The sequence below is a fragment of the Delftia sp. WSY_22 genome (assembly GCF_043104185.1).
Taxonomy (GTDB): Bacteria; Pseudomonadota; Gammaproteobacteria; order Burkholderiales; family Burkholderiaceae_C; genus Comamonas; species Comamonas tsuruhatensis.
In genome coordinates, this window is sequence record NZ_JBICKN010000030.1 from 85380 (window position 1) to 111198 (window position 25819).

Below are 25819 nucleotides of genomic sequence, written 5' to 3' on the forward strand. Positions count from 1 at the left end.
GCCTGTGCAGCACACGTTACGGGGGGCCGGGCCGCGCAGGCATCCGGCAAGCGCAGGCACTGTCCCTGGCGCGCAGAAATTGGCTCCCGGGGAATGGTCCGAATTGTGGGAGCGGGTGGTTTTTGCTACGTTCTGCGCAGCCTATGGAACACGCCATGCACACACCGCTGCCGCTGCAGCGCTACCGGCTTTTCGAGAGCCACGACATGGACGAGGCCCGCGAAAGCGTGGCGCGCGTCTTCTGTCCGCATGGCCTGGGCATGCTGCGCCCGCGCGCCGAGCTGGATGCCTGCCACCACAGCGCGCCGCTTTCCCGCAACGTCAGCCTGAACTATGTGCAATACGGCCCCGGCGTGCACATCGAGCCCGGCTACCTGCGGGACTTCTTCCTGCTGCAGATTCCCCTGCGCGGCAGTGCCGAGATCCGCTGCGGCGCGCAGCAGGTGGATGCCACGCCGCGCCTGGCCTCCCTGCCCTCGCCGACCGAGCCGCTGTCCATGCGCTGGGCCGACGACAGCCCGCACCTGATCGTGCGCATGGCCCGCCCGGCCCTGGTGGCGCGGCTGGAGGCGCTGCTGCAGGCGCCCGCAGGCCGGCCGCTGGTGTTCGATCTGGGCGTGCCGCTGGACCAGCCGGCACTGGCACCGCTGGTGCATTTCATCGACTGCCTGCGGCACACGCTGGATGCGGGCAACGCCCTGCAGGCCACGCAGGCACTGGCCCAGCATGCGGAGGAATACCTGCTGACCAGCCTGCTGATGTCGGCCACGCACAGCCACAGCCGCGCACTGGCCGGAGACAGCCGGCGCAGCCTGCTGCCGCGCGGCGTGCGCAAGGCCCAGGAGTACATGCAGGCCCATGCCGACCAGCCCCTGTCGCTGGCCGATGTCTGCCGCGAGGCCGGCTGCAGCGCGCGCACGCTGCAGGCCGCCTTCCGCCAGCACGCGGGCATGGGGCCCATGGATTTCCTGCGCCAGCTGCGGCTGGACCGGGTGCGCGCCGCACTCCAGGCAGCCAAGGGCCCGGGCGTCGCAGCCGGCTCCGGCGTGCGCGACGTGGCGCAGAAATACGGCTTCCTGCACCTGGGCCACTTCGCGGCCCAGTACCGCAGCCGCTTCGGCGAGCTCCCGTCCGAGACGGCGAGCCGCCGCGTGCAGGCCTGAGGGCCTGCCTTTGCCGGTTCAGCCCCGGCCCACGAAGGGCATCTTGGTGGCCATCACCGTGTGGAACAGCACGTTGGCCTCCAGCGGCAGGCTGGCCATGTAGAGCACGGACTGGCCCACCACATCCGCGTCGATCAGCGGCTCCACCGCGATCTCGCCATTGGCCTGGGGCACGCCCTTGGCCATGCGCGATGCCAGCTCGGTCATGGCATTGCCGATATCGATCTGGCCCACGGCGATGTCGTAGGCACGGCCGTCCAGCGCAGCGGTCTTGGTCAGGCCCATGACGGCATGCTTGGTGGCCGTGTAGGCGCTGGAATTGGGCCGCGGCGCATGCGCGGAGATGGAGCCGTTGTTGATGATGCGGCCGCCGCGCGGCGACTGGTCGCGCATGGTGCGAAACGCCTGCTGCAGGCAATAGAACATGCCGTTGAGGTTGACATCGACCACCTCGCGCCACTGCTCGGGCGTCCAGTCCAGGAAGGAGCCGGGCGGATTGCCCCGGCCCGCGTTGTTGAACAGCAGGTCCACGCGACCGAAGCGCTGCACCGTGCGCGCGAACAGCTGCTCCACGGCAGCCGGGTCGCTGACATCGGTGGCAATGCCCAGCATGCGCTCGCCCGCGCCGTACTTTGCCTGGGCCTCGGCGCAGGTCTCATCCAGCGGCGCCTGGCGGCGGCCCGCCACCACCACCTGGTAGCCGGCGCCCGCCAGGGCCAGCGCCACGGCCTTGCCCACGCCGGTTCCTCCGCCCGTGACCACGGCCGTCTTTGCGTTCTTCATCTCCATTGCTTGTCCATCCTGTAGTGCATGTGTTGCAGCCGCCGCCCGCGCACCGGTGGCGGGCGGCGCCGCTGCATTGTCGGCGACGCGCCGGGCCTGCGGACTGTGCCGCAGGCGACACCATCGCCACACTGCGGACGAAGCTCAGGCAAAGCGCCAGGCAATGGAGCCCAGCGGCCCGTAGTCCACATGGAAGCTGTCGCCGGCCTGGGCCGTGACGGGCCGCGTGAATGAGCCGGCCAGCACCACCTGGCCTGCGTCCAGCTGCTCATCCCATTGCGCGAGCCGGTTGGCCAGCCAGGCCACGCCCGTGGCCGGATGGTTGAGCACGGCGGCCGCCACGCCGGATTCCTCGATCACGCTGTTGCGCTGCAGCAGCGCCGACACCCAGCGCAGGTCCACCGCGTCGGGGCGCACGGGCCGCCCGCCCATGACGATGCCGGCATTGGCCGCGTTGTCGGCGATGGTGTCGCGCACCGTGCGCATGGCCTGGGTATCGCGGTCCTTTTGCTCGATGCGGGCGTCGATGATTTCCACGGCGGGCACCACCCAGTCGGTGGCGGCCAGCACATCGCACAGGGTGACGCCCGGCCCCTTGAGCGTGCGGCCCAGCACGAAGGCCAGCTCCACCTCCACGCGCGGAGCGATGAAGCGCGCAAAGGGAATGTCGTGGCCGGGCTCGAAGAACATGTCGTCCAGCAGGGTGCCGTAGTCGGGCTCGTTGATCTGCACGGCCTGCTGCATGGCACGCGAGGTCAGGCCGATCTTGTGGCCCCTGACCGTGCGGCCCTCGGCGCGCTTGAGCCGCATCCAGGCGCGCGAGATGGCGTAGCCGTCCTGCACCGTCATGTCCGGATGGCGGCGGGAAAAGTGCCGGACCTGCACGCGGCTTTTTTCGCTGGCGTGCAGCTCGGCCGCCAGGCTGTCTATGGTGTGTTGCGCAAGCATGGGCGGCCCTTCAGCGCGCGGCGGCGCCATCGTCGGCCCAGGCCAGGTAGCTGTCGGACACGCCCTGGCGCTGCACGGCATCCCACTGCGCCACCGAGGGCGTGGGCATCTGGAAGGCATCGCCCACGCGGCCATACCAGCCGGGGTTCTGCAGCCGCGCGATCAGCTCCATGGGCGCGGGGTCGAAGTACATGAGCTCGCCATCGACCACGGCCGCATCCATGACATGGGCGGCCAGCACGTCGGCCAGCACCAGGCTGCGCACGCCGTCGATATCGATGATCTGGCGCACGCGGCACTCGAATGAAGCAGGGCTGTCCACGATGCGCGGCGCCTTCACCCGCCGTGCATCGCCCAGGACCAGGCCGGCCTGGGCCGACTCGTCCACCTGCGCGCCGAACTCTATGGCCGTCACCGCCATGCGGCGCGCCAGCGGCTCGGACACCAGGTTCACCACGAACTCGCCCGTGGCCGCGATGTTGCGCGCCGTGTCCTTGAGCACGCCCTGGCGCGAGCCAATGCACACGCACAGCAGCGGCGGATCGCCCGACATGGCGTTGAAGAAGGAAAACGGCGCGACGTTGACCGTGCCGTCCCCGTCCACCGAGCTGATCCAGGCGATGGGACGGGGCAGAATCAGGGAGTGCAGGATGTTGCTGCGCTGCTCGCTGTTGAGCGATTGCATTTCAAAGTACATGGGATTCCGGAGGGGAAGGGAAAAAGGGAGGGCGTCGCGTCACTCGTTGCCGGCGCGCGCCGCGTCCTGCTCGGCCTGGGCGATGCCGGGGGCGCGCGCATTGGACTGGTGCAGTTCCACCAGGTTGCCGGCCGGGTCGCGCAGGAACAGCTGCTTGAGGCTGGGCGATGCCACGTTGTCCAGCGTGAAGTAATCGACGCCGCGCGCCAGCAGCTCCTGCTCGGCGCCGAGGATGTCGTCCACGGCCAGCGCGATGTGGTTGGACACGGGGTCCTTGCCCGGGCCCTGCGCATAGCGCGACGGCCCCTCGCTGCCGAGGATGTGCAACTGGCTGCCGTTGGGCAGGTTGATCCAGGAGCCGTAGATGCCGGGGATCTTCCAGCGCGCGGCGTCCTGGGGCAGGTTCAGCACTTCTCGGTAGAAGTCGAGCATGGCATCGGCCTGGGCGTGGTTGACGCCGAACCCGACATGGTGGAGTTCCAGAACTTTGATGGGCATGGGATGTCCTTGCAGATTTGTGTGCCGCTAAATAATACGCTTAACGTACTATACACAAAGCGTAATATATGAAAGCCGTAAAATCAACCGCCCTTTCTTCTCCCGGCTTCAACCCGCCTTCAACCCGGTTTCACACGCCTTCACCCGCTTCCATCCACTCCCATGAGTCCGCGCAAGACCGCTGCCGTACCGGCCCCCGACTCCACCCCCCTCGCCAACGCCCCCGAAGCGCTGCGCCCGCACCTGGCCCTGATGGCCGAGACCGCGCAGCCCGGCACCGACACGCCGGCCGCCGGCCTGGGCCTGCTGCTGCTGTGGCTGGCCGACGATGTGGAGCAGCGCGCCAACGCATCGCTGCAGGCGTTCGGCCTGTCCGAGAGCAAGCTCGACGTGCTCATGATCTTCGGCCTGGCCGAGCGCGGGCTGCTGGGCGACACGGTGGTCACGCCGTCCTATATCGCCAGCTACGTCGGCGTGACGCGCTCGTCGGTGACGGGCCTGCTGGACTGGCTGGAAAAGCGCTCGCTGCTGGCGCGCAGCCTCAGCCAGGAAGACCGCCGCAGCTTCGACCTGGCGCTCACCGACCAGGGCCGCGAGGTGCTGGCCCGCGCGCTGCCGGCCTTCTGGCGCATGTGCGAGTCGCTGGTCGACTACCTGGACGAGGGCGAGCGTGCCAGCCTGCAGTCCATCCTCTTCAAGGCCTGGACGAGGATGAAGGCGCAACAGGCCGCTTGAGCCTGGGAGCGCGGCAGGCTGCCCTGGCTGCCGCAAGCCTGCGCAGCCGGCACGGTGCCATATTTCGCGCGGGCATAAGCTCAATCTTGCCTGTGCAAAATTTCCTTTGCGATCAATGCCTTGCGCCGCGCATGGCTCGCTATAAGGAAATGTGAATTCCGTCGTGGTGCGCGCCGGGGCCGGGTGTTGCAATGCCTTCAGAGGCCATGCCGGCAGGCGCCATGTGGGCGCCGGCGCCGGGCCTGGCCGAGCTGGAGGAACCACGCCTTGCCCACGCGCAGAAACACATTGCTCTGGTCGCTCGCCGCCACGCTGGCGCTGCCCGGCCTTGCGGCGGCCGCCGCGCTGAAGATAGGCGTCACGCCCGGCTCGCTGGCCGACTCCGTGGAGGTCGCCGCCAAGGAGGCGCGCGCCCAGGGGCTGGACGTGCAGGTCATCGAGTTCACCGACTGGACCACGCCCAACACGGCGCTGGCGGCCGGCGACATCGACCTCAACTACTTCCAGCACCAGGCCTTCCTGGACAACGCCATCCGCGAGCGCGGCTATGCCTTCACCAGCGTGGCCACGGGCCTGCTGCCCAACATCGGCCTGTACTCGCTCAAGACCCAGCGCTTTGCCGACCTGAAGGAGGGAGCGCGCGTCGGCGTGGCCAACGACCCCGTCAACCAGGGGCGCGGCCTGCTGCTGCTGGAGAAGGCCGGCCTGATCCAGCTGCGCGAAGGCAAGGGCCCGCGCGCGGGGCTGGACGACATCGTGTCCAACCCGCGCAGGCTGCGCTTTGTCGAGATCGAAGGGCCGCAGCTGGTGCGCGCGCTGGACGATGTGGACCTGGCCCAGGGCTACCCGGCCCACTTCGTCAACGCCGGGCGGCCGCAGGTGGCCGGCAATGCGCTGCTGTATTCGGGCATTGACGACCTGTACTACGCCATCCGCTTCGTCTCGCGCCAGGACAACGCCCGGGACCCGCGCATTGCGCAGTTCGTGCGCATCTACCAGACCTCGGGCGCCGTGCAGGCGCAGATCCACAAGTCATTCGCCGCCAACGACAGGCTGTACAGCCTGCCGTGGCGCAAGCCGTGACGCGGCCCCTTCCTGTCTTTTTCGAACCTTTTTTTTCCGGAGATCCCGATGAAGCTTTCCCGTGCCCTGATCGCCCCGCTGGCCGCCCTGGCCCTGTTCTCCGCCCATGCTGCCGACAAGCTGCGCATCGGCGTGGTGCCCGGCGCCTACGCCGACTCGGTGGCCGTGGCCGCCAGGGAGGCCAAGGCCCAGGGCATCGATGTGCAGGTGGTGGAGTTCACCGACTGGACCACGCCCAACGTGGCCGTGGACTCGGGCGACCTGGACATCAACTACTTCCAGCACCAGCCCTTCCTGGACAACGCCATCCAGAAGAACGGCTACAAGCTGGCCAGCGCGGGCACGGGCATCCTGGCCAACGTGGGCCTGTACTCGCTCAAGCACAAGGCCATCGCCCAGGTGCCGCAGGGCGGCAAGGTGGGCATTGCCAACGACCCCGTGAACCAGGGGCGCGGCCTGCTCTTGCTGCAGAAGGTGGGGCTGATCAAGCTCAAGCCCGGCGTGGGCTACCTGGGCAGCCTGGACGACATCGTCGAGAACCCCAAGAAGCTCAGCTTCGTCGAGGTCGAGGGGCCGCAGCTGGTGCGCATCACGGGCGACGTGGACATCGCACAGGGCTACCCGCACTTCATCGTGGCGGCCAAGGCCTTCGATCCGTCCAGCGGGCTTGCATATTCGGGCATCGAGGACGCGCGCTTTTCCATCCAGTTCGTGGTCAAGGCCAACCGCACGCAGGACCCCGTGGTGCAGAAGTTCATCCGCATCTACCAGAACTCCGATGCGGTGAAGGCCGAAGCCCAGCGCGCCTTCTCCAACGACAAGCGCCTGTACAACCTGGCCTGGGTCAAGCCCTGAGCGGCGCGGGGAGGACTTCAGCCATGTCAACCAGCATTGCAGCCAGGCAGCCCCTGGCGGACAGGCCGGCCCACGAGGCGGACAGGCCGGCCCATGAGGCGGGCAGGCGCTCATCGGCAGCGGCCGGCACCGCGCGGGAATCCATCCGTGGACCCGGCGCCGTGGCCTTCAGCGGCGTGGCCAAGACCTACCAGTCTTCGGCCGGGCCCGTACAGGCGCTGGACGCGATCAGCCTGGAGATCGCGCCGGGCAGCATCTTCGGCATCATCGGGCGCAGCGGCGCGGGCAAGTCCAGCCTGCTGCGCACCATCAACCGGCTGGAGCAGCCCAGCAGCGGCCAGGTGCGGGTCGACGGCGTGGACATCGGCACGCTGGACGAATCGCAGCTGGTGCAGCTGCGCCGGCGCATCGGCATGATCTTCCAGCACTTCAACCTGCTGTCGGCCAAGACGGTGCATGACAACGTGGCCCTGCCCCTGCAGGTGGCGGGCCTTCCGCGCGCACGCATCAATGCGCGGGTCAATGAGCTGCTGGCCCTGGTGGGCCTGCAGGAGAAGGCTGGCACCTATCCGAGCCGGCTGTCGGGCGGGCAAAAGCAGCGCGTGGGTATTGCCCGCGCCCTGGCCACCGACCCCGAGATCCTGCTGTGCGACGAGGCCACCTCGGCCCTGGACCCCGAGACCACGCAGTCCATCCTGGAGCTGCTGCGCACCATCAACCGCAAGCTGGGCATCACCATCGTCCTGATCACGCATGAGATGAGCGTGATCCGCGAGATCGCCGACCGCGTGCTGGTGCTGGAGCAGGGCCGCATCGCCGAGCTGGGCGAAGTCTGGAAGGTCTTCGGCAACCCGCAGCACCCGGCCACGCGCGCCCTGCTGGCACCGCTGCAGCATGGCCTGCCCGACGACCTGCGCCAGCGCCTGCTGCCCGACGCGCCCGCAGGCCGCCACGAACGCATCCTGCAGCTGACCTACCGCGGCGAGGACGGGCTGGAGCCCGACTTCCCGCGCATCGCCCAGGCCCTGGGCGGCCGGGTGCGCCTGCTGCATGGCGGCGTGGACCGCATCCAGGGCCATGCCCAGGGGCAGCTGCTGATCGCGCTGGGCGGCGGCACGGCCGCGCATGACTGGCACACATTGACGCAGGGCCCGGCGGCCATTGCGCATGACATCAAGGATCTCGGATATGTCGCTGAATCTGTCCATTCCCATTGAGCGCTACGGCAACGCGCTGGCCGACACGCTGATGATGGTCGGCGTCTCGGGCGGCATCGCGCTGGCGGCGGGCATTCCGCTGGCGGTGCTGCTCATCGTCACCGCGCCCGGCGGCTTCCTGGCCTCGCCGCGCACGCACCGTGCGCTGGGCAGCGTGATCAACGGCTTCCGTGCCACGCCCTTCATCGTGCTGCTGGTGGCGCTGATCCCGTTCACGCGGCTGGTGACGGGCACCACCATCGGCGTGTGGGCGGCCATCGTGCCGCTGGCCATCAGCGCCACGCCGTTCTTCGCGCGCATCGTCGAGGTCAGCCTGCGCGAGGTCGATCCCGGCCTCATCGAAGCCGCCCAGGCCATGGGCTGCCGCAAGTGGGACATCGTGCGCCACGTCTACCTGCCCGAGGCCCTGCCCGGCATCGTGGGCGGCTTCACCATCACCCTGGTGGCGCTGATCAGCTCCTCGGCCATGGCCGGCGCCGTGGGCGCAGGCGGCCTGGGCGACCTGGCCATCCGCTACGGCTACCAGCGCTTTGACACCCAGGTGATGCTGCTGGTGATTGCCGTGCTGATCGCGCTGGTCACCGTGGTCCAGGTGCTGGGCGACCGCTACGTGCGCCGGCTGCGCAGCCGCTGACGCTGAAAACAGGCACCACGCCTTTCCCTCCGGGGCCGCCGCCTGGCGGCCCTCTCCCCACCGACTCAGCAACGAGGCACGGAATGACCACACCGGATGCCCTGGGCGCAGCCTTGCCCGGCAACACACACCACACCCCGGGCGGGGCGCTGCGGCGCCTGCCCCTGCCGCCCTCCACACCGCACCGCATCACCAGCGAGGCCGAGGCCCTGCAGGCCGCCCAGGCCCTGGCCGATGAATGGCGCGTGGACGCAGCCGCCCGCGACCATGAGCGGCGCCTGCCCTGGCAGGAAATCGAGCGCCACACGGCCAGCGGGCTGGGCGCCATCACCGTGCCCCGCGCCTACGGCGGCCTGGGCGCCTCGTACGAGACGCTGGCCCAGGTCTTCGTCACGCTGTGCGCGGCCGACCCTTCGCTGGGCCAGATTCCGCAGAACCATTTCGCCGTGCTGCAGAACCTGCGGGACATGGGCAGCGAGCCCCAGAAGCGCCGCTGGTTCGCCGACGTGCTGGCCGGCCACCGCCTGGGCAATGCCGGGCCGGAACGCAAGGGGCGCGCCGCGCATGTGCTGGAGGCCACGGCGCGCCTGTCGCGCGATGCGGCAGGCGGCCTGCGCGTCAGCGGCACGCGCTTTTACTCCACGGGCTCGGCCTTCGCGCACTGGGTGCCCTTCCGTGCCCAGGACGAGGAGGGCCGCATCGTGCAGGTCTGGGTGCGGCGCGATGCGCCGGGCGTGACCGTGTTCGACGACTGGGATTCCTTCGGCCAGCGCACCACGGCCAGCGGCAGCGTGCAGCTGGACCAGGTGCAGGTACAGCCCGAGGACGTGGTGCCTGCCTGGCAGTTCGAGGCCACGCCCTCGCTGTCCGGCCCGGTGTCGCAGCTGATCCAGGCCTCCATCGACGCGGGCATTGCCCAGGGCGCGCTGCGCGACGCGGTGGACTTCGTGCGCGACAAGAGCCGGCCCTGGATGGACTCGGGCGTGGCGCGCGCCAGCGACGATCCCCACCTCATCCACGAGGTCGGCCAGCTGCAGATCGAGGTGGATGCGGCCCATGCCGTGCTGCTGGAGGCCGCGCGCACGCTGGATACGCTTGCTGCAGCGGCGGCTGGCGCGGTGGACGAGCAGGCCAGCGCCCAGGCCTCGGTGGCCGTGGCCGAGGCCAAGATCCTCACCACCGAGGCCGCGCTGCAGGCCGGCGAGCACCTGTTCGCGCTGGCCGGCTCCTCGGCCAGCCGCGCCGCCCACCACCTGGACCGCCACTGGCGCAACGCCCGCGTGCACACGCTGCACGACCCCGTGCGCTGGAAATACCACCTGCTGGGCAACTACCTGCTCAACGGCGCCCTGCCGCGCCGCCACCAGTGGAACTGACCGCCATGACACAGACATCGACCCAAGAGCTGCAGGCCCTGGCCTCCACGCCGGGCAGCCAGCCCGCTCCCGCAGCGCCTCCGGCCCGGCCCGCCCACATCATCGGCAGCGAGGCCGAGGCGCTGGAAGCGGCCCGCAGTTTTGCCGCCCTCATCGCCCCCGGCGCGCTGGCGCGCGACCGCGACCGCCTGCTGCCCTGGCAGGAGGTGGAGCAGTTCAGCCAGAGCGGCCTGTGGGGCATCACCATTCCCCGGGAGTACGGCGGCGCGGGCGTGTCCACGGCCACGCTGACGCGGGCCATTGCCCTGATTGCGGCGGCCGATGGCAACTTCGGCCACATTCCGCAGAACCACTACTACTCGCTGGAAGTGCTGCGCGTGGGCGGATCACCCGCGCAAAAGGCCTTCTTCTATGACCGTGTGCTGCGCGGCGAGCGCCTGGGCAATGCGCTGGCCGAGATCGGCCACCGCGACTTCCAGCGCCGCACCCGGCTGCTGCGCGACAGCGGCGGCTGGTTCGTGCAGGGGCGCAAGTTCTATTGCACGGGCGCCCTGTTCGCGCACTGGATTCCCACCCTGGTCAGCGCGCAGGAAGAGGCGCCGGGGCAAGGCGAGCGCATGTATCTGGTCTTCATCCCGCGCGATGCGGCCGGCGTCACCGTCACCGACGACTGGGACGGCTTCGGCCAGCGCGTGACGGGCAGCGGCTCCGTGCAGTTCGACCGCGTGCGCGTGGAGCCCGAATGGGTGGTGCCCTTCACCAGCTCCTTCGAGCGGCCCACCACCATCGGCCCCTTTGCCCAGATCATCCATGCCGCCCTGGACGCGGGCATTGGCCACGGCGCGCTGCAGGCCGCCCTGCCCTTCATCCGCGAGCATGCGCGGCCCTGGGTGGACGCGGGCGTGGCCAGCGCCACGCAGGACCCGCTGCTGCTGCAGCAACTGGGCAATGTCCACGTGCGCCTGCGCGCCGCCGATGCCCTGGTGGCCCGCGCGGCCCTGGCCGTGGACGCCGCCCAGCGCGCGCCCACGGACGACAGCGTGGCCGCCGCCTCGGTGGCCGTGGCCCAGGCCAAGGCGCTGAGCACCAGCGCCAGCCTGCTGGCCGGCAGCAAGCTGTTCGAGCTGGCAGGCACGGCCTCCACCCTGGCGGGACAGGGCCTGGACCGCTTCTGGCGCAACGCGCGCACCCACACCCTGCACGACCCCGTGCGCTGGAAATACCACGCCGTGGGCAACTACGTGCTCAACGGCATACGCCCGCCGCGCCATGGCGCGCTCTGACCTTTATCAACGACACAGGAATGCAATGATGACAACGACCTCCCCCACACTCTGGCCCCGGCTGGCCGCCTTCCTGGGCGCTGCCCTGCTCGCGGGCAGCGCCCTGGCCGCGCCCCTGAAGATCGGCGTGGTGCCGGGCATCTTCGCGGACTCGGTGGAAGCCGCCGCCAAGGAGGCCAAGAAGCAGGGCCTGGACGTGCAGGTGGTGGAATTCACCGACTGGGCCACGCCCAACGTGGCGCTGGACGCGGGCGACATCGACCTCAACTACTACCAGAACAGCAACTACCTGGCCAATGCAGCGCGCAGCAAGGGCTTCAAGTTCACCAGCGTGCAGGCGGGCATCCTGTCCTACCTGGGCCTGTACTCCACGCGCCACAAATCCCTGGCCGACCTGCCCACGGGCGCCAAGGTGGCCATTGCCAGCGACCCCGTCAACGTGGGCCGCGGCCTGCGCCTGCTGCAGCACGCGGGCCTGATCACGCTGCGCCCCGACACCGGGCTGCTGGGCACCCAGGCGGACATCGTCTCCAACCCCAGGAAGCTGCAGTTCGTGGAGATCGAGGGCCCGCAGCTGGCCCGCACCACGCCCGACGTGGACCTGGCCCAGGGCTTTCCGTATTTCATCATCGCCTCCAAGGCCTTCGATGCCAGCAAGGGCCTGGCCTACACCAGCTACGAGGACGACTCCTGGGCCATCCAGTTCGTGGCCCGCAGCGACCGCGCGGCCGACCCGCGCATCGCCCGCTTCCTGGACATCTACAAAAACTCCGACGTGGTGCGCAAGACCATCCACGCCTTCTACCTGAACGACCAGAAGCTCTACCGCCTGGCCTGGTTGAAGAACTGACGCAACGGACTGCAGGACCCGCCCCATGACGCAAGCCAAGCGCCACATCCACGTCAACGCCTTCAACATGAACTGCGTGGGCCACATACACCACGGCCTGTGGACCCATCCGCGCGACCGCTCCACCGAGTACGGCACGCTGGCCTACTGGACCCACATCGCCAGGGTGCTGGAGGAAGGCCTGTTCGACGGCATCTTCATCGCCGACGTGGTCGGCTACTACGACGTCTACCAGGGCGGCGTGGACCTGACCCTGCGCGAAGGCATACAGCTGCCCGTCAACAACCCCTGGCTGCTGGTCTCGGCCATGGCGGCGGTGACGCGGCACATCGGCTTCGGCCTCACGGCCACCGTGGGCGCGCACCAGCCCTATACCTTCGCGCGCGACGTGACCACGCTGGACCAGCTGACCAACGGCCGCATCGGCTGGAACATCGTCACCGGCTATGTGGACAGCGGCGCGCGCGGACTGGGCCAGGACGGCCTGGCCGAGCACGACAGCCGCTACGACCGCGCCGACGACTTCCTGGAGCTTTCCTACAAGCTCTGGGAAGGCAGCTGGGAAGAGGGTGCCGTGATCGCCGACAAGGCGCGGCGCATCCACGCCCTGCCCGGCAAGGTGCACCCGGTGGTGCACGAGGGGCCGTTCTACCGTGCCAACGCCATCCACATGAGCGCGCCCTCGCCCCAGCGCACGCCCGTGCTGTTCCAGGCCGGCACCTCGCCGCGCGGGCTGCGCTTTGCAGGCCGGCATGCCGAGGGCATCTTCATCGGCGCGCGCACGCCCGAGGCCGCGCGCGAGGCCTCGCGCCAGCTGCGCCAGGCCGCCGTGGACGCGGGCCGTCGTCCCGAGGACATCAAGATCTACGCCGGCGTGGCCGTGGTGCCCGGCCGTACCGAGACCGAGGCGCGCGAAAAATACGCCGACTACCTGGCCCACGCCAGCGCGGAAAGCGGGCTGGCCCACTTTGCCGCCAGCACCGGCGTGGACTTTGCGCAGTACGGGCTGGACGACCCCATCTCCTTCGGCAACACCAACGCCATCCAGTCGGCGGCCCAGGCCGCCCAGAAGCAGGGCTGGACCACGCGGCGCAAGCTGCTGGATCAGTTCACGCTGGGCAGCCGCTACGCCACCATCGTGGGCGACCCGTCCCAGGTGGCCGACGAGCTGGAGCGCTGGATCGACGTGGGCGAGATCGACGGCTTCAACCTGACGCGCATCGTCGCGCCCGAGACCTGGGAAGACTTCGCCCGTCTGGTCGTGCCCGAGCTGCAGAACCGGGGCCGCTACCGCACCAGCTACGGCGACGACGCCACGCTGCGCCAGCGCCTGTTCGGCCAGGGCGACCGCCTGCCCGCCAGCCACGCCGCCGCGCGCTGGCGGCGCTGAAGGCGTTGAAGGCGTTGAAGGCGCTGGCAGCGTTGCAGGCCTTCGCCCCCCTCTCCCCACCGGCCCGTGGCCCGGCCCTGCCTTGCAGGCAGGCCGGGTTGGCGGGCCTTTGAATTTGCAAAGCCATGACCACCACCCTCCCCTGCGCCACCGAGCCTGCGGCCTACGCGGCGCCCGGCCCGACCACAGACGGCCCGGCCGATCCAGACGCGCCCTCGCTGCCGTCCCTGCAGGCGCGCTTTCGCCCCGTGTTCGACCGCATCGCCCAGGGTGCGGCCGAGCGCGAACGCACGCGCAGCCTGGCCCATGAACCCATCGCCTGGCTGCGTGACAGCGGCTTCACCGCGCTGCGCGTGCCGCGCCGCCTTGGCGGGGCCGGCGCCAGCGTGGAGCAGCTGTTTGCGCTGTGGACCGAGCTGGCCGAGGCCGACTCCAACGTCGCCCAGATCCTGCGCCCGCACTTCGGCTTTCTGGACCGCGTGCTCATCGACCGCGATGCCGCCACCCAGGCCCGCTGGCTGCCGCTGGCCGCGCGCGGCGCCGTGTTCGGCAATGCCACCACCGAGGTCGGCGCAGGCACCCTGGGCACGCTGCAGACCACCCTGGTGCCCGACACGCAGCCCGGCTGGTGGCGGCTGGACGGGCGCAAGTTCTACAGCACGGGCACGCTGTATGCCGACTGGGTGACCGTGGTGGCGCGCGCGGTGGAGCCGGGCAAGGAAGACCAGACCGTGCACGCCGTCGTGCCCACCTCGGAGTCCGGCGTGCAGCGCTTCGATGACTGGCGCGGCTTTGGCCAGCGCCTGACCGGCTCGGGCACCACCGTGCTCAGCCAGGTGCGCGTGCCCGACGACGCCGTGATCCGCTTCCCGCGCGCCCAGCCCACGCCCCTGGTGGCCTATTTCCAGCTGGCCCACCTGGCCACCCTGGCCGGCATTGCCCGGGCCTTGCAGCGCGATGCCATCGCCTATGTGCAGGCGCGCCGCCGCGTGTTCAGCCACGGTAGCGCCACCCTGCCCAAGGACGATCCGCTGGTGCAGCACATCGTCGGCCAGCTGGCCGGCACGGCCTACATCGCGGGACTGGCCGTGGCCGACGTGGCCGCCGAGCTGGGCCGCATCGCGCGCGAGCGCGAGGCCGGGCGCGAGGTGCCGCTGCAGCAGCTGCATGCCCTGGAGCTGCGCACAGCCCAGGCCCAGGTGGCCGTGGTCGATACCGTGCTGCAGGCGGCCGCGCGGCTGTTCGAGGTGGGCGGCTCCAGCGCCCTGTCCGAAGACCTGGCACTGGACCGCCACTGGCGCAATGCGCGCACCCTGGCCTCGCACAACCCCGTGCTGTACAAGGCCCGCTCGGCGGGCGACATCCTGCTCAACGGCGCCGACCCCATCTACTACTGGCACGTGGGCGTGACGGGCATGGCGGGCTGAAGGCCCTTGCGCGTCCGCGCTGCGCAGGGACGGGCGCAGCGGCCGTGCCCATATCGCCAGAACGCATTAGCACATGCCATGCGCCACAAAATCCCCTTCAGAAACAAGCACTTGCCAAGGCACCCAAACCGATAAGCAAATGCGTTAAGTTTCTTTCGCCATACCGGCGTTCGGCCCTGTAATGAAGGCATCCATCCCACCTCATCCGGGCTGGCAGTCTTCGCAAACCGCATGCCGCGCTGCCTCCTGGAACCCACGCCAAGGAGTTTCCATGAGCCGATCGCTGAAGACTGTCATCGTCAATGGCAGCCTGAGCCGCCCCTCCCGCACCCGTGTCCTGCTGGACGCCCTGCATGCCCGCCTGGGCCAGGAGCTGCCGCTGCAGGCACAGGTCATCGACCTGCTGGACCTGCAGCCCCACCTGGGCGCGGCCCTGTCCAAGAACGACCTGCCGCCGGCCACGCTGCAGGCCATCGAAGCCATCGAGCAGGCCGACTTCCTGATCGTCGGCGCGCCGGTCTTCCGCGCCAGCCTGCCGGGCCTGCTCAAGCACCTGTTCGACCTCATCGACCTGGACGCGCTGCAGGGCACGCCCGTGCTGCTGGCCGCCACCGGCGGCAGCCCGCGCCACGCCCTCATCCTGGACCACCAGCTGCGCCCGCTGTTCGGCTTTTTCTCGGCCCTCACCCTGCCCATTGGCGTGTACTCCACGCCCGAGGACATCCAGGACGGCCAGGTCCACAGCGAATCGCTGCGCCAGCGCATCGAGCTGACCGTGCAGCTGTCGGCCCCGGTGCTGCGGGGTGCGCTGCAGCAGTTGGTGCAGGCCGAGGTACAGCAGCCTGTTCCCGAAGCCGCCGACCTGGCCCTGGCCGGGCAGCCCGCGTGAGCCAGTCAGAGGCCGTCCCTGCGGACCCGATAGCCACTGCGCAGGATCTGGCGCAGCGCCTTGCCGCCACGGCGGCCCTGCGCGATGCCGCAGGCGGCACGCCCAAGGCCGAGCGCGATGCGCTGCGCGCCAGCGGCCTGCTGGCACTGAGCATTCCGCGCGCGCTGGGCGGCCTGGGCGCGGACTGGGTGCAGACGCTGGAGACGGTGCGCATCCTGGCCACGGCAGACGGCTCGCTGGCCCATGTCTACGGCTTCCAGCACCTGCACCTGGCCACCGTGCAGCTGTTCGGCCAGCCCGCCCAGTGGCGGCCCTGGCTGCTGCAGACGGCACGCCACCGCTGGTTCTGGGGCAATACGCTGAACCCACTGGACCGCCGCACCACGGCCACGCGCCAGCCCGGCCACTGGGAGTTCTCGGGCAAGAAGAGCTTTACCTCGGGCGCGTTGGACTCGCAGATGCTGGTGGCCTCGGCCATCGATGCCGACAGCGGCCAGCTGCTGATCGGCGTGGTGCCCACCGAGCGCACGGGCATCACCTTGCTGCGCGACTGGGACAACATGGGCCAGCGCCAGACCGACAGCGGCTCGGCCCTGTTCGAGCGCGTGCGCGTGGAGGAGGCCGAGCTGCTGCTGGACCCCGGCCCGCTGTCCACGCCGCATGCCGCGCTGCGCCCGCTGCTGGCCCAGCTCATCCTGGCCCATCTGTTCCTGGGCATTGCCCAGGGCGCGCTGGAGCAGGCGCGCGGCTACACGCTGAACGAGGCGCGGCCCTGGTTCAAGTCGCCTGCCGATGCGGCCAGCGCAGACCCCCACATCCAGGCGCTGTATGGCGAGCTGTGGGCCGCGCTGGAAGGCGCGCGCCTGCTGACCCTGCAGGCCGCGCAGCGCTTTGACGCCGCCTGGCGCCGGGGCCCGGCGCTGACCGCCCACGAGCGCGGCGAAGTCGCCGTGGCCGTGACGGCCGCCAAGATTGCCACCACGCGCTCGGGGCTGGACCTGTCCAGCCGCATCTTCGAGGCCACGGGCGCGCGCGCCACGCACGCGGCGCTGCGCTTTGACCGCTTCTGGCGCAACCTGCGCACGCAGACGCTGCACGACCCGCTGCACTACAAGCTGCAGGAGCTGGGCGACTGGGTGCTCAACGGAACCCATCCGCAGCCCAGCTTCTATTCGTGACGCCGCGCCATGAACACCCGTCTGCCCACCTGGCCGCCCGGCAAGTCCTCGGCAACACCTGCGCCCGTACCTGCGCCCACGCCCGCAGCCTCTGCCGCGCACGATGACGGCGCCGCGCCCGCGCCGTGGATACTGCAAGACCCGGCCTCGCAGGCCCTGCTCAAGACCATGGGACAGGTGGCCGCCAGCGAGGCCGGAGTCCTCATCCTGGGCGACAGCGGCGCCGACAAGGAAATGGTGGCCCGCCACATCCACCGCCTGAGCCCGCGCCGCCACGGCCCCTTTGTCGCCGTCAACTGCGGCGCGCTGTCCGAGGTCCTGATCAACGCCGAGCTCTTCGGCCACGAAAGCGGTGCGCTGACGGGTGCCTTCGGCAACCTGCCCGGCCGCTTCGAGGACGCCCACGGCGGCACCCTGCTGCTGGACGAGATCGACGACCTGCCCCTGCACATCCAGAGCAAGCTGGTGCGCGTGCTGCAGGACAAGGCGGTCACCCGCATCGGCGCCAGCCAGCGCACGCCGGCCGATGTGCGCGTGCTCGCAGCCAGCAGCGCGCCGCTGCATACCAAGGTGGCAGCGCGGCGCTTTCGCGAAGACCTGTACTACCTGCTCGATGTCGTCACCCTCACCGTGCTGCCGCTGCGCCAGCGCCCGGCCGACATCCTGCCGTTGGCGCGCCACTTCATCGCGAGCTACTGCCAGCGCATGCGCTACGCGCCCATGGCACTGAGCCAGGACGCGCAGCGCAAGCTGCTGGAGCACGACTGGCCCGGCAACAGCCGCGAGCTGGAGAACGTCATCCACCGCAGCCTGCTGCTGACCCAGGGCATGCACATCGGCGCGGGCGACCTGCACATCGCCAGCAGCCAGGGCGAGCCCGATCCCGTCCCCACACGCGAGGCCGAACACGGCGCCCAGGCCGCCGCCGCCGAACTGGCCCTGGGTGAAGCGCTGGACAGCCTGTGCGACGTGCATGCCGAAGGCCTGGAGCAGCACGTGCTGGGCGCCCTGCTGCTCAAGGCCTGGCAGCGCAACCGCGGCAACCAGGTGCAGACCGCGCGCCAGCTGGGCATCAGCCGCAGCGTGGTGCGCGCGCGGCTGCAGCGCCTGGGCCAGGTGCCGGGCGAGGCCGCGCCACCGTCTTTTCCATCGTCCCCGGAGATCCCATGAGCCAAGACCCCCACGCATCGCCAGACATCTTCTGGTTCCTGCCCACCTCGGGCGACACGCGCTACCTCGGCACCTCCGACTTCGGCCGCGCACCCACCAACGCCTACATGCGCCAGATCGCCGTCACGGCCGAGGAGCTGGGCTACGACGGCCTGCTGATCCCCACCGGCAGCTCCTGCCTGGACCCCTGGGTGGTCGCCTCCAGCCTGGTGCCCGTCACGCAGCGCATCAAGCTGCTGGTGGCCCTGCGCACCTCGCTGGGCGCGCCCGTGTCCAGCGCGCGCCAGGCCGCCACGCTGGACCAGGCCCTTGGCGGGCGCCTGCTGCTCAACGTTGTGCCCGGGGGCGATGCCACCGAGCTGGAGGCCGACGGCATCTTCCTGGCCCACGACGAACGCTATGCCTACGCCGATGAATTCCTGACCATCTGGCGCCGCCTGCTGGCCGGCGAGGCCGTGGATTTCGACGGCAAATACTTCAAGGTCAAGCAGGGCCGCAACTTCTTTCCCCCGGTGCAAAAGCCGCATCCGCCGTTGTACTTCGGCGGCTCCTCGGACGCTGCCCACGACCTGGCCGCGCGCCAGGTGGACGCCTACCTCACCTGGGGCGAGCCCCCCGCCGCCGTGGCCGAAAAGTTCGCCGACATCCGCCGCCGCGCCGCGCAGCAGGGCCGCCAGGTCCGCCTGGGCGTGCGGCTGCACGTCATCGTGCGCGAGACCAACGAGGAGGCCTGGGCCGATGCCGAGCGCCTGATCAGCAAGCTCACCGACGAGGACATCGCCCGCGCCCAGGCCGGCTATGCGCGCATGGACTCCGTGGGCCAGTCGCGCATGGCCGCGCTGCACGGCGGGCGGCGCGACCGGCTGGAGGTGGCGCCCAACCTCTGGGCCGGCGTGGGCCTGGTGCGCGGCGGCGCGGGCACGGCCCTGGTCGGCGATGCCGCCACCGTGGCCGAGCGCCTGCGCGAATACGCCGCGCTGGGTGCGGACAGCTTCGTGCTCTCGGGCTACCCGCACCTGGAGGAGTCCATCCGCTTTGCCGAGCTGGTCTTCCCCCTGCTCGGCAAGCGGGCCGTCACCACCAGCGACCAGGCCCAGACCGGCGGCGCGTTCGACATCCGCAGTATCCAGCGCCGGCAGTCTGCATCGTGAGCCGCCCCCGGGCTTGCGCCTTGTCAGACCGCAAGACCCCGCAGGCAGCTCGCCCGCTCAAGCCCCCAGATGTTTGACAGCAGCTGCCGGGCACGTCCCGCGCCGGCGACGGGAGCGGCAAGCTCCATGAACTTGTCCTCCAGCTCCCCATCCGACAACGGCAGTTCGGGATCGCCCTTGCGATCGGGCTGCAACCAGACATGGCGGCGTCCATCCCTGGCAACGATTTCCAGGCGCGCCGATCTCTTTCCCGGGAAGGCCCTATCGATTTGCGGGTCCACCGAGACCTGGACGCGCTCGAGCATCGCGCGCACGGCGGGATCGGCCAGGCGCTCGGGGGTGTACGCGGACATTCGCACGCTGCCATGGACCAAGGCCGTCGCCACCACGAACCGGAGACTGAAGCGCGCTTCGTTTTCGGTCACGGGATCGGTGTAGCAGGCGATATCCAGGGCCGGGCCATAGGTGGCCACGGCCACGCTGCAGATGTCGTCCGCCCGCAGGGCATGCTGGCTGCGCAGAGCCAGCGCGGCGTCGATGGCCGCAAAGGTATGGCCGCAGCCGACATGGTTCTTGAAGGTGAGCCGGGTGATGTGGAAGTCCCTGCCCAGCGTGTCCCCGATGCCTGACCAGTCCGGTCCGTCGCTGACAGCGCGGCCCAGGCCCGACTCCCCCTCCAGCACATCCAGCGATCCCGTCACCCCCCTGTGCGCGAGTTGCGCAGCCAGCAGGCCGGCCTCCGCTGCGCGCCCGGCATGCAGGGGCTTGGACATCGAATCCATGCGGAATGCCTGCTGCAGACCCGCAGAGAAGGTGGCCGCCGTGGCCAGTGCATGGGCGAATGGCCCTGCATCCAGCCGCAGCCCATACCCTGCGGCCGCCACAGCCCCGAAGACGCCCACGGTGCCGGTGTTGTGCCAGAAGCGGTAGTGGGCCCGGCCCAGGGTCACGCCGATGCGGGTGGAGACCTCATAGCCCAGCACCACGGCACGCAGGAATTCCAGGCCACTGGCCCCTGCCTGCTGGCTTGCCGCCAACGCCGCTGCAATGGTTGCGGCCCCGGGGTGGTACATGGCATCGCGGAAGCTGTCGTCCACCTCGGCGGCATGGGCCGCCGAGCCGTTGAAAAGTGCCGCCGCCCGCGCCGTGGCCATGCGGCCGTTTCCAAGCCGGCAGGACCCGCGGTCCAGATCCTCGGCAAGCACCTGTTCCAACTGTGCAAGAGGCGCGCAGCCCAGGCCCGGGAACAGGGAGGCATACCAGTCGATCACGGCCCGCTTGGCGTGGTGGATGACGGTGTCGGGAAGCTCGGTGCGTTGGTATCGAGAGGCAAATTGTCCGAACACTTCGGTCGCATGCATGCGTGGTCTCCTGGATGAACACTGGCCGGGGCAGTCTCACTTTTTTGGCACAAATGTGCAGTGGCCGGCCCCTCAGGCCAGAACCAGCACACCATCCGCAGCGCACACGCCCTGGCCCTGCGGCAGCACGAACACCGGGTTGATCTCCGCCTCGATCACGCGGTCGCCCAGTTGGGCGGCCATCGCAGAGAACGCGACGATGGCATCGGCCAGGGCATCGACATCCGCCTTGGGGCGGCCGCGAAAGCCGTCCAGCAGCGGCCAGGTCTTGAGCTCCCTGGCCATGTCCAGCGCTTCTGAGCGGCTCAGCACACCCAGTTGTGTCCCATCGTCCGGCAGCAGGCGCAGCGTGGTGTCCTGGAACAATTCGGCCGCAACGCCCCCCATGCCCAGCATCACGGCGGTGCCCAGCGCATCCTTGTGCAGGCCCAGGATCAGCTCGGTGCCACCGGCCACCATCTGCTGCACCAGGAACCGGTCCGGGCGCACGCCCGCCCTGGCCTGCACGTCGGCCACCATCGCACCCAACCGGGCACCTATGGTCTGCGTCGTCAGGCCGACGGCGACACCGCCCACATCGCTCTTGTGCGTGATCCGGGACGAAAGGATCTTGAGCACCACCCGGCCGCCCAGTTCTCGCGCGGCGGCTTCGGCCTCTTCGGCGGTATGCACCACGCGCTCGGCCGCGCATGGCACGCCGAAACGGCGGAAAACGGCCTTGGCCTGCGCTTCATCGAGGCAGCCACCGGGCAGGTCCAGTTCCTGCAGGGTGTGCTTGCCGACGACCAGCTCGGAAGGCGCACCCTGGAAGCCGTTGACGCGCAGCATGCCCGCCAGCGCGGCCGTGCAGCTTTCCGCCGCAGCGAAGGCCGGCACGCCGCGTTGCGTGAGCAGCGCGCCGATTTCCGGCGCATGCGGGCTGACGTAGGCCAGCACCGGCTTGTCGGAGTGGGGCAGGCAGTCCTGGATGGCACCGGCCAGCAGCTCGGGCATGGCCAGGCTGGAGGAGCCGACGATGATGACCAGCGCGTCGTAGCTCGGGCTTGCCAGCAGGGCATTGATGGCGCCGCGCAGCAGGTCGGGACGCAGGCCCGCCAGGGTCACGTCGATGGGGTTGCGGTCCAGCACGGCCTCGCTGCCGGTCTGCAGCGCGCGCAGTGCATCGGCCGTCGCCTCGTCCGGCGCAGGCGTGTCGAATCCGGCCACGCCCAGATCGTCCGACACCAGGGTGCCCGCACCGCCGGTGGAAGTCAGGATGGCGATACGCCTGCCGCGCAGCCTGCGGCCCGTGGCCAGCGCAGCGGGCACGTCCAGCAGGTCGGCAAAGCTGTGCGCACGGATCACGCCGACCTGGCGGAACAGCGCGTCGTACATGCGATCGGCTCCGGCCATGGCGCCCGTGTGCGATACGGCGGCCTTGGCGCCGGCCTCGGAGCGGCCGATCTTGAAGGCCACCACGGGCTTGCCGGCACGCGCGGCCTTCAGGCAGGCGGCACGGAACCTGGCGGGATGGCGCACCGTTTCCACATACAGCGCGATCACCTTGGTGGCCGGGTCATCGGCCAGGTGATCGATGAAGTCGGCCAGTTCCAGATCCACTTCATTGCTGGTGGAAATGAGCTTGGACAGCCCGATGCCACGCGCGGCCGCGCGCGACAGCAGCGAGCCCAGGATGCCGCCGCTTTGCGAGACGACGCCAATGCCGCCCGCGGGGAACTCATCCATCTCCAGGGCGCCCGAGGGCGACAGCACGATCCGGTCGGTCAGGTTGACCAGGCCGATGGTGTTGGGCCCCAGCAGGCGCATGCTGCCGGCCGCCTCGATCAGCTGCCGCTGGCGGTGCGCCCCGTCCTCGCCCGTTTCCGTATAGCCGCTGGCCAGCACGATGGCTGCCGCGCAGCCCAGCGCCGACAGTTCCCTGACGGCCTGGTGCGCACGCTCGGCGCCCAGCAGCACCACGGCCACATCGGGCACTTCAGGCAACGAGGCCACATCGGGATAGCAGGCCAGATCGCCGATGCGCTCCACGCGCGGATTGACGGGAAGAATGCGGCCGGCAAACCCGTGCTTTTGCAGGTAGGCCACCGGGCGGCCCGTGGTCTTTTTCAGGTCGGCAGAGGCGCCTATGACGGCGACGCTGCGCGGCGACAGCAGCTTGGCAATGGCTTGGCTCATGGCATCACTCCTTGGCGGCCGTCTTGGCCAGGAAGGCCTCCACCGATGCGCGGTGTTCACTGCTGGTGTAGCAGATGCCCTGGGCCTGGCTTCCCTGTGCGAAGACATCGTGCGAAGACAGCTCGAAGCTCTGGTTCAGGATGGTCTTGGTCAACGCCAGCGCGGTGGAAGAAGCCGAGGACAGCTCGCGCGCCCAGGCCTGGGCGTCTGCCACCAAGGTCTCGGCGCTGGCCTGGCGGTCCACGATGCCCAGGGCCAGGGCTTCCGGCAGCTTGACCTGGCGGCCCGTGAAGATCAGCTCCTTGGCCTTGGCCAGGCCCACGCGGCGCGGCAGGAAGTACATGCCGCCGCCGTCGGGGATGATGCCGCGCAGCACATAGCTCCAGGCGAAGCTGGCCCACTCGCTGGCAATGACGAAATCACAGGCCAGCGCCGTGTCCGCGCCCAGGCCCGACGCTGCGCCGTTGACGGCGGCGATCACGGGCTTGGGCATGGTGTGCAACAGGGCCTGGACGTGGTGCACGCGCTGCTGGCGCTGCCAGCCGTTGAAGCCCACCTCGCCCGCAGGCGCGTTCATGCGCCTTTGCATTCCGGCAATGTCCCCGCCTGCGCAAAAGCCCTTGCCCGCGCCTGTCAGCACCAGGGCCTTGATGGCCTTGTCTGCCGCCACGCGCTCCAGGGCATCGATGAACTCGGTGCGCATGTCATCGCTCATGGCGTTGCGCTTGTCGGGGCGGTTCAGGGTCACGGTCGCCACCGCATCGGCGACATTCAGTTGGATCAGTTCGTAGTTCATGGCGTGCTCTCAAGGTGATCGCGGGCAATGCGATCAATCGGGATGGATGTTGTTTTGCCTGACGATCTGGGCCCAGCGCTTTTCCTCGGCCTGCACATAGGTGTCCAGTTCCGCCGCCGGCCCGGCATTGACCACCAGGCCTTCGTGTTCCAGCTTGCGAACAAAGTCCGGCGAACGGGCCGCCTTGCGGGCCGCAGTGTTCAGGCGCTCGATCACGGCAGCGGGCGTGGCGGCCGGCACGTACAGGCCGTACCAGCTCTCGACGCGGTAGCCCGGGACGGTGACGGCGATGGGCGGCGCATCCTTGAAGGCCGCAGACGGCTCGGCCGTGGTCACACCCAGCACGCGCAGCTTGCCGTTGTCGATGAAGGTGGATACCGCCGCCGCGGTGGCAAACATCATGTCCACCTGGCCACCCATCAGATCGGTGAGTGCCGGGCCTGCGCCACGGTAGGGCACATGGGTGATCCTGACCTTGGCCAGGTTGGCAAACAGCTCACCCGCCAGATGCGCCGACGTTCCTGCGCCCTGCGAGGCATAGGTCAGCTTGTCGGGACTGGCCTTGGCGGCGGCCATCACGTCCGCCACCGTCTTGTACGGGCTGGCGGCGGGCACCACCAGCACGTTGGGGCCGCGGCCGATCAGGATCACCGGCGCGAAGGCCTTGTTGCTCCCGTACGGCAGCTTGGCCTGCAGCGCCGGATTGACGGCGTGCGCGAAGGAAGCCACGACCACGGAGTAGCCGTCCGGCGCGCTCTTGGCAACGTTGTCGGTGCCGATGATCGTGCCGGCACCGGGCTTGTTGTCCACGATGACGGGCTGGCCCAGGTCCTTGGCCATCTCGGCCCCCAGCGTGCGTGCGATCAGGTCGGTTCCGCCACCGGGCGCGAAGGGCACGACGAGGCGCACGGGCTTTTCCGGGAAGGCTGCAAAGACTGCGTTGCAGGCAGTCGCGAGCACGGCAATGAGCGCAATGGCCCTGGCGCAACGGCGGGCGGCGAAACGAAGCATGGTGTGTCTCCTGGTTCTATGGGCAGAGGTCCGTTCCATGCGCAAGCGTTGCGATGACGCTGGCGACGGATTGGTGAAAGCTTAGGGAAACGCGCCGCAGTTGTGACCCCCCATGTTCCAACCAGTGAAACCGCACAGCGAGCGCGCCAGGACTTGCGTTTTCATCTGCCATCCTTTCGGTGGAATACTCCACGCCATCAGGCGCCCGCGCCTGTGCAGCAAGAACCAGGCTTTCAACCGAGGATGAACCGGTCCTCCCGCAGGCGGCAGCAACATGACCCACAGGCGATCCCCCATACTCCATGACAAGCCCGGTCAGTCCCCGAGCAACCGCTCCCTGGAAAGAGGCATCGAAATACTCCGTGCGTTCAGGCCCGGGTCGGAACTGCTGGGCAACGGCGACCTGGTGGAACGCACCGGACTGTCCAAGGCCACCGTGAGCCGGCTGACGCAGACCCTGGTGGGCTGCGGCATGCTGCAGGTCGATCACCAAAGCCGCGCCTTTCGCCTGGCTCCCGCTGTCCTGAGCCTGGCGCACGCCATGCGTACCGGATCGACGGTGCTGTCGATGGCGGCCCCCCTGATGCGCACCCTCGCAGAGACACGCAGGATCAACGTGGGCCTGGCCTGTCCCGACAGGGACGAGATGGTCTATCTGGAATCGATCCGCTACAACCGCCGGATTGTGCTCAGGCATGTGGTGTCGGGTCAGCGTGTGCCCATGGAACTGACGTCGCTGGGCCGTGCCTACCTTGCCGTGGCGCCGCCTGCCAGGCGCAAGGCACTGTTCGACAGCTTCAGGATCAAGAGAGGCGCCCAATGGCGCGACCTGGAAAAACAGATCCAGGCGGCCATCAGCTCCGTGAAAAGCCAAGGCTTCTGCGCTGCATCGTGGCAGCCGGAAGTGGTTGCACTGGCCACGCCGCTGGTGACACCCGATGCCATCTATGTCCTGAACTGCAGCGTGTCCACGACGGAGCCTGTGCCAGCCATCGTGCAGGAGCTGCACCCGGCGTTGCTGCAGCTGGGCCGCCAGATTCAGAGCCTGCTGGAGAAACGGTGAGGTTTGCCCGCCGTTCCGCGCACCTGCGGGCGGCCCGCTTTGCATAGGGAAAAAACATAGCTGATATAGGCTGCATTGCCTTATCG

General features: G+C 69.5%; 24 protein-coding genes. 16 read left to right on the top strand and 8 right to left on the bottom strand.

Going from position 1 to position 25819, the window contains the following annotated elements; all coding sequences use genetic code 11:
• The first annotated feature begins 155 nt into the window (after positions 1-155).
• Positions 156-1163 carry an AraC family transcriptional regulator gene (locus ACF8NF_RS16550; RefSeq protein WP_392450870.1) on the top strand — a complete coding sequence of 336 codons (1008 nt, stop codon included), beginning with the start codon at positions 156-158 and terminating at the stop codon, positions 1161-1163.
• A gap of 18 nt (positions 1164-1181) precedes the next feature.
• Here ACF8NF_RS16550 and ACF8NF_RS16555 read toward each other — a convergent pair whose 3' ends face one another.
• From ACF8NF_RS16555 to ACF8NF_RS16570, 4 genes are all read right to left on the bottom strand, one after another.
• Positions 1182-1952 (bottom strand): SDR family oxidoreductase, encoded by a 771-nt coding sequence (locus ACF8NF_RS16555; protein WP_013803947.1) that lies wholly within the window; start codon positions 1950-1952, stop codon positions 1182-1184.
• A 138-nt stretch (positions 1953-2090) separates the two neighbouring features.
• A complete protein-coding gene (hpaH, locus tag ACF8NF_RS16560; RefSeq protein WP_392450871.1) occupies positions 2091-2894 on the bottom strand; it encodes a 2-oxo-hept-4-ene-1,7-dioate hydratase in 804 nt (267 codons plus the stop codon).
• A gap of 10 nt (positions 2895-2904) precedes the next feature.
• Positions 2905-3591 (bottom strand): flavin reductase family protein, encoded by a 687-nt coding sequence (locus ACF8NF_RS16565; protein WP_392450873.1) that lies wholly within the window; start codon positions 3589-3591, stop codon positions 2905-2907.
• 39 nt (positions 3592-3630) lie between these two features.
• Complete coding sequence (locus ACF8NF_RS16570) at positions 3631-4089, bottom strand: VOC family protein (protein ID WP_017404212.1); 459 nt, start codon at positions 4087-4089, stop codon at positions 3631-3633.
• A 162-nt stretch (positions 4090-4251) separates the two neighbouring features.
• Here ACF8NF_RS16570 and ACF8NF_RS16575 point away from each other — a divergent pair, with 162 nt between their 5' ends.
• The 14 genes from ACF8NF_RS16575 (at position 4252) to ssuD (ending at position 19327) form a co-directional block, all read left to right on the top strand.
• Positions 4252-4824 (top strand): MarR family winged helix-turn-helix transcriptional regulator, encoded by a 573-nt coding sequence (locus ACF8NF_RS16575; RefSeq protein ID WP_392450874.1) that lies wholly within the window; start codon positions 4252-4254, stop codon positions 4822-4824.
• A gap of 267 nt (positions 4825-5091) precedes the next feature.
• Positions 5092-5907, top strand: a complete 816-nt coding sequence (locus tag ACF8NF_RS16580) for a MetQ/NlpA family ABC transporter substrate-binding protein (RefSeq protein ID WP_016449091.1) — start codon at positions 5092-5094, stop codon at positions 5905-5907.
• A 48-nt stretch (positions 5908-5955) separates the two neighbouring features.
• A complete protein-coding gene (locus tag ACF8NF_RS16585; RefSeq protein WP_016449092.1) occupies positions 5956-6762 on the top strand; it encodes a MetQ/NlpA family ABC transporter substrate-binding protein in 807 nt (268 codons plus the stop codon).
• 23 nt (positions 6763-6785) lie between these two features.
• Positions 6786-7979, top strand: a complete 1194-nt coding sequence (locus ACF8NF_RS16590) for a methionine ABC transporter ATP-binding protein (RefSeq protein WP_392450875.1) — start codon at positions 6786-6788, stop codon at positions 7977-7979.
• A complete protein-coding gene (locus ACF8NF_RS16595; RefSeq protein WP_012203707.1) occupies positions 7951-8613 on the top strand; it encodes a methionine ABC transporter permease in 663 nt (220 codons plus the stop codon). Before ACF8NF_RS16590 ends, ACF8NF_RS16595 begins: the two co-directional genes overlap by 29 nt.
• Positions 8614-8696: 83 nt before the next feature.
• Positions 8697-9989, top strand: coding sequence for an SfnB family sulfur acquisition oxidoreductase (locus ACF8NF_RS16600; RefSeq protein WP_392450876.1), 1293 nt, complete (start codon positions 8697-8699; stop codon positions 9987-9989).
• 5 nt (positions 9990-9994) lie between these two features.
• Positions 9995-11272 carry an SfnB family sulfur acquisition oxidoreductase gene (locus ACF8NF_RS16605; protein WP_016454125.1) on the top strand — a complete coding sequence of 426 codons (1278 nt, stop codon included), beginning with the start codon at positions 9995-9997 and terminating at the stop codon, positions 11270-11272.
• Positions 11273-11297: 25 nt separating this feature from the next.
• Positions 11298-12122: a MetQ/NlpA family ABC transporter substrate-binding protein gene (locus tag ACF8NF_RS16610; protein WP_012203704.1), complete on the top strand. Its 825-nt coding sequence runs from the start codon at positions 11298-11300 to the stop codon at positions 12120-12122.
• A gap of 25 nt (positions 12123-12147) precedes the next feature.
• Positions 12148-13512, top strand: coding sequence for an LLM class flavin-dependent oxidoreductase (locus ACF8NF_RS16615; RefSeq protein WP_016454123.1), 1365 nt, complete (start codon positions 12148-12150; stop codon positions 13510-13512).
• A 125-nt stretch (positions 13513-13637) separates the two neighbouring features.
• Complete coding sequence (locus ACF8NF_RS16620; RefSeq protein WP_392450877.1) at positions 13638-14939, top strand: acyl-CoA dehydrogenase family protein; 1302 nt, start codon at positions 13638-13640, stop codon at positions 14937-14939.
• A gap of 271 nt (positions 14940-15210) precedes the next feature.
• Positions 15211-15828: an FMN reductase gene (gene msuE, locus ACF8NF_RS16625; RefSeq protein WP_212646466.1), complete on the top strand. Its 618-nt coding sequence runs from the start codon at positions 15211-15213 to the stop codon at positions 15826-15828.
• Entirely contained in the window at positions 15825-17006 is a 1182-nt protein-coding gene (locus tag ACF8NF_RS16630) for an acyl-CoA dehydrogenase family protein (RefSeq protein ID WP_392450878.1), read from the top strand. Before msuE ends, ACF8NF_RS16630 begins: the two co-directional genes overlap by 4 nt.
• Before the next feature lie 9 nt (positions 17007-17015).
• Positions 17016-18176 (top strand): sigma 54-interacting transcriptional regulator, encoded by a 1161-nt coding sequence (locus tag ACF8NF_RS16635; RefSeq protein ID WP_392450879.1) that lies wholly within the window; start codon positions 17016-17018, stop codon positions 18174-18176.
• Positions 18173-19327: an FMNH2-dependent alkanesulfonate monooxygenase gene (gene ssuD / locus ACF8NF_RS16640; RefSeq protein WP_016453780.1), complete on the top strand. Its 1155-nt coding sequence runs from the start codon at positions 18173-18175 to the stop codon at positions 19325-19327. Before ACF8NF_RS16635 ends, ssuD begins: the two co-directional genes overlap by 4 nt.
• Positions 19328-19350: 23 nt before the next feature.
• Here the strand turns inward: ssuD and ACF8NF_RS16645 are convergent, their stop codons facing one another.
• From ACF8NF_RS16645 to ACF8NF_RS16660, 4 genes are all read right to left on the bottom strand, one after another.
• Positions 19351-20688 carry an MmgE/PrpD family protein gene (locus ACF8NF_RS16645; protein ID WP_392450880.1) on the bottom strand — a complete coding sequence of 446 codons (1338 nt, stop codon included), beginning with the start codon at positions 20686-20688 and terminating at the stop codon, positions 19351-19353.
• A gap of 72 nt (positions 20689-20760) precedes the next feature.
• On the bottom strand, positions 20761-22863 hold the full coding sequence (locus ACF8NF_RS16650) for an acetate--CoA ligase family protein (RefSeq protein WP_343740702.1): 2103 nt from the start codon (positions 22861-22863) through the stop codon (positions 20761-20763).
• Positions 22864-22867: 4 nt separating this feature from the next.
• Positions 22868-23659, bottom strand: coding sequence for an enoyl-CoA hydratase/isomerase family protein (locus ACF8NF_RS16655; RefSeq protein ID WP_017406507.1), 792 nt, complete (start codon positions 23657-23659; stop codon positions 22868-22870).
• 33 nt (positions 23660-23692) lie between these two features.
• Complete coding sequence (locus tag ACF8NF_RS16660) at positions 23693-24670, bottom strand: tripartite tricarboxylate transporter substrate binding protein (RefSeq protein ID WP_016453777.1); 978 nt, start codon at positions 24668-24670, stop codon at positions 23693-23695.
• A gap of 274 nt (positions 24671-24944) precedes the next feature.
• Here ACF8NF_RS16660 and ACF8NF_RS16665 point away from each other — a divergent pair, with 274 nt between their 5' ends.
• Positions 24945-25733 (top strand): IclR family transcriptional regulator, encoded by a 789-nt coding sequence (locus tag ACF8NF_RS16665; RefSeq protein ID WP_392450881.1) that lies wholly within the window; start codon positions 24945-24947, stop codon positions 25731-25733.
• Positions 25734-25819: the final 86 nt, after the last annotated feature.

Coding starts and splice junctions, on each gene's coding strand:
- ACF8NF_RS16565 (WP_392450873.1), bottom strand. CDS start 3,591: ATGTACTTTGAAATGCAATCGCTCAACAGCGAGCAGCGCAGCAACATC.
- ACF8NF_RS16575 (WP_392450874.1), top strand. CDS start 4,252: ATGAGTCCGCGCAAGACCGCTGCCGTACCGGCCCCCGACTCCACCCCC.
- ACF8NF_RS16550 (WP_392450870.1), top strand. CDS start 156: ATGCACACACCGCTGCCGCTGCAGCGCTACCGGCTTTTCGAGAGCCAC.
- ACF8NF_RS16645 (WP_392450880.1), bottom strand. CDS start 20,688: ATGCATGCGACCGAAGTGTTCGGACAATTTGCCTCTCGATACCAACGC.
- ACF8NF_RS16595 (WP_012203707.1), top strand. CDS start 7,951: ATGTCGCTGAATCTGTCCATTCCCATTGAGCGCTACGGCAACGCGCTG.
- ACF8NF_RS16585 (WP_016449092.1), top strand. CDS start 5,956: ATGAAGCTTTCCCGTGCCCTGATCGCCCCGCTGGCCGCCCTGGCCCTG.
- ACF8NF_RS16635 (WP_392450879.1), top strand. CDS start 17,016: ATGAACACCCGTCTGCCCACCTGGCCGCCCGGCAAGTCCTCGGCAACA.
- ACF8NF_RS16665 (WP_392450881.1), top strand. CDS start 24,945: ATGACCCACAGGCGATCCCCCATACTCCATGACAAGCCCGGTCAGTCC.
- ACF8NF_RS16590 (WP_392450875.1), top strand. CDS start 6,786: ATGTCAACCAGCATTGCAGCCAGGCAGCCCCTGGCGGACAGGCCGGCC.
- ACF8NF_RS16650 (WP_343740702.1), bottom strand. CDS start 22,863: ATGAGCCAAGCCATTGCCAAGCTGCTGTCGCCGCGCAGCGTCGCCGTC.
- ACF8NF_RS16610 (WP_012203704.1), top strand. CDS start 11,298: ATGATGACAACGACCTCCCCCACACTCTGGCCCCGGCTGGCCGCCTTC.
- msuE (WP_212646466.1), top strand. CDS start 15,211: ATGAGCCGATCGCTGAAGACTGTCATCGTCAATGGCAGCCTGAGCCGC.
- ssuD (WP_016453780.1), top strand. CDS start 18,173: ATGAGCCAAGACCCCCACGCATCGCCAGACATCTTCTGGTTCCTGCCC.
- ACF8NF_RS16555 (WP_013803947.1), bottom strand. CDS start 1,952: ATGGAGATGAAGAACGCAAAGACGGCCGTGGTCACGGGCGGAGGAACC.
- hpaH (WP_392450871.1), bottom strand. CDS start 2,894: ATGCTTGCGCAACACACCATAGACAGCCTGGCGGCCGAGCTGCACGCC.
- ACF8NF_RS16620 (WP_392450877.1), top strand. CDS start 13,638: ATGACCACCACCCTCCCCTGCGCCACCGAGCCTGCGGCCTACGCGGCG.
- ACF8NF_RS16605 (WP_016454125.1), top strand. CDS start 9,995: ATGACACAGACATCGACCCAAGAGCTGCAGGCCCTGGCCTCCACGCCG.
- ACF8NF_RS16660 (WP_016453777.1), bottom strand. CDS start 24,670: ATGCTTCGTTTCGCCGCCCGCCGTTGCGCCAGGGCCATTGCGCTCATT.
- ACF8NF_RS16600 (WP_392450876.1), top strand. CDS start 8,697: ATGACCACACCGGATGCCCTGGGCGCAGCCTTGCCCGGCAACACACAC.
- ACF8NF_RS16570 (WP_017404212.1), bottom strand. CDS start 4,089: ATGCCCATCAAAGTTCTGGAACTCCACCATGTCGGGTTCGGCGTCAAC.
- ACF8NF_RS16655 (WP_017406507.1), bottom strand. CDS start 23,659: ATGAACTACGAACTGATCCAACTGAATGTCGCCGATGCGGTGGCGACC.
- ACF8NF_RS16615 (WP_016454123.1), top strand. CDS start 12,148: ATGACGCAAGCCAAGCGCCACATCCACGTCAACGCCTTCAACATGAAC.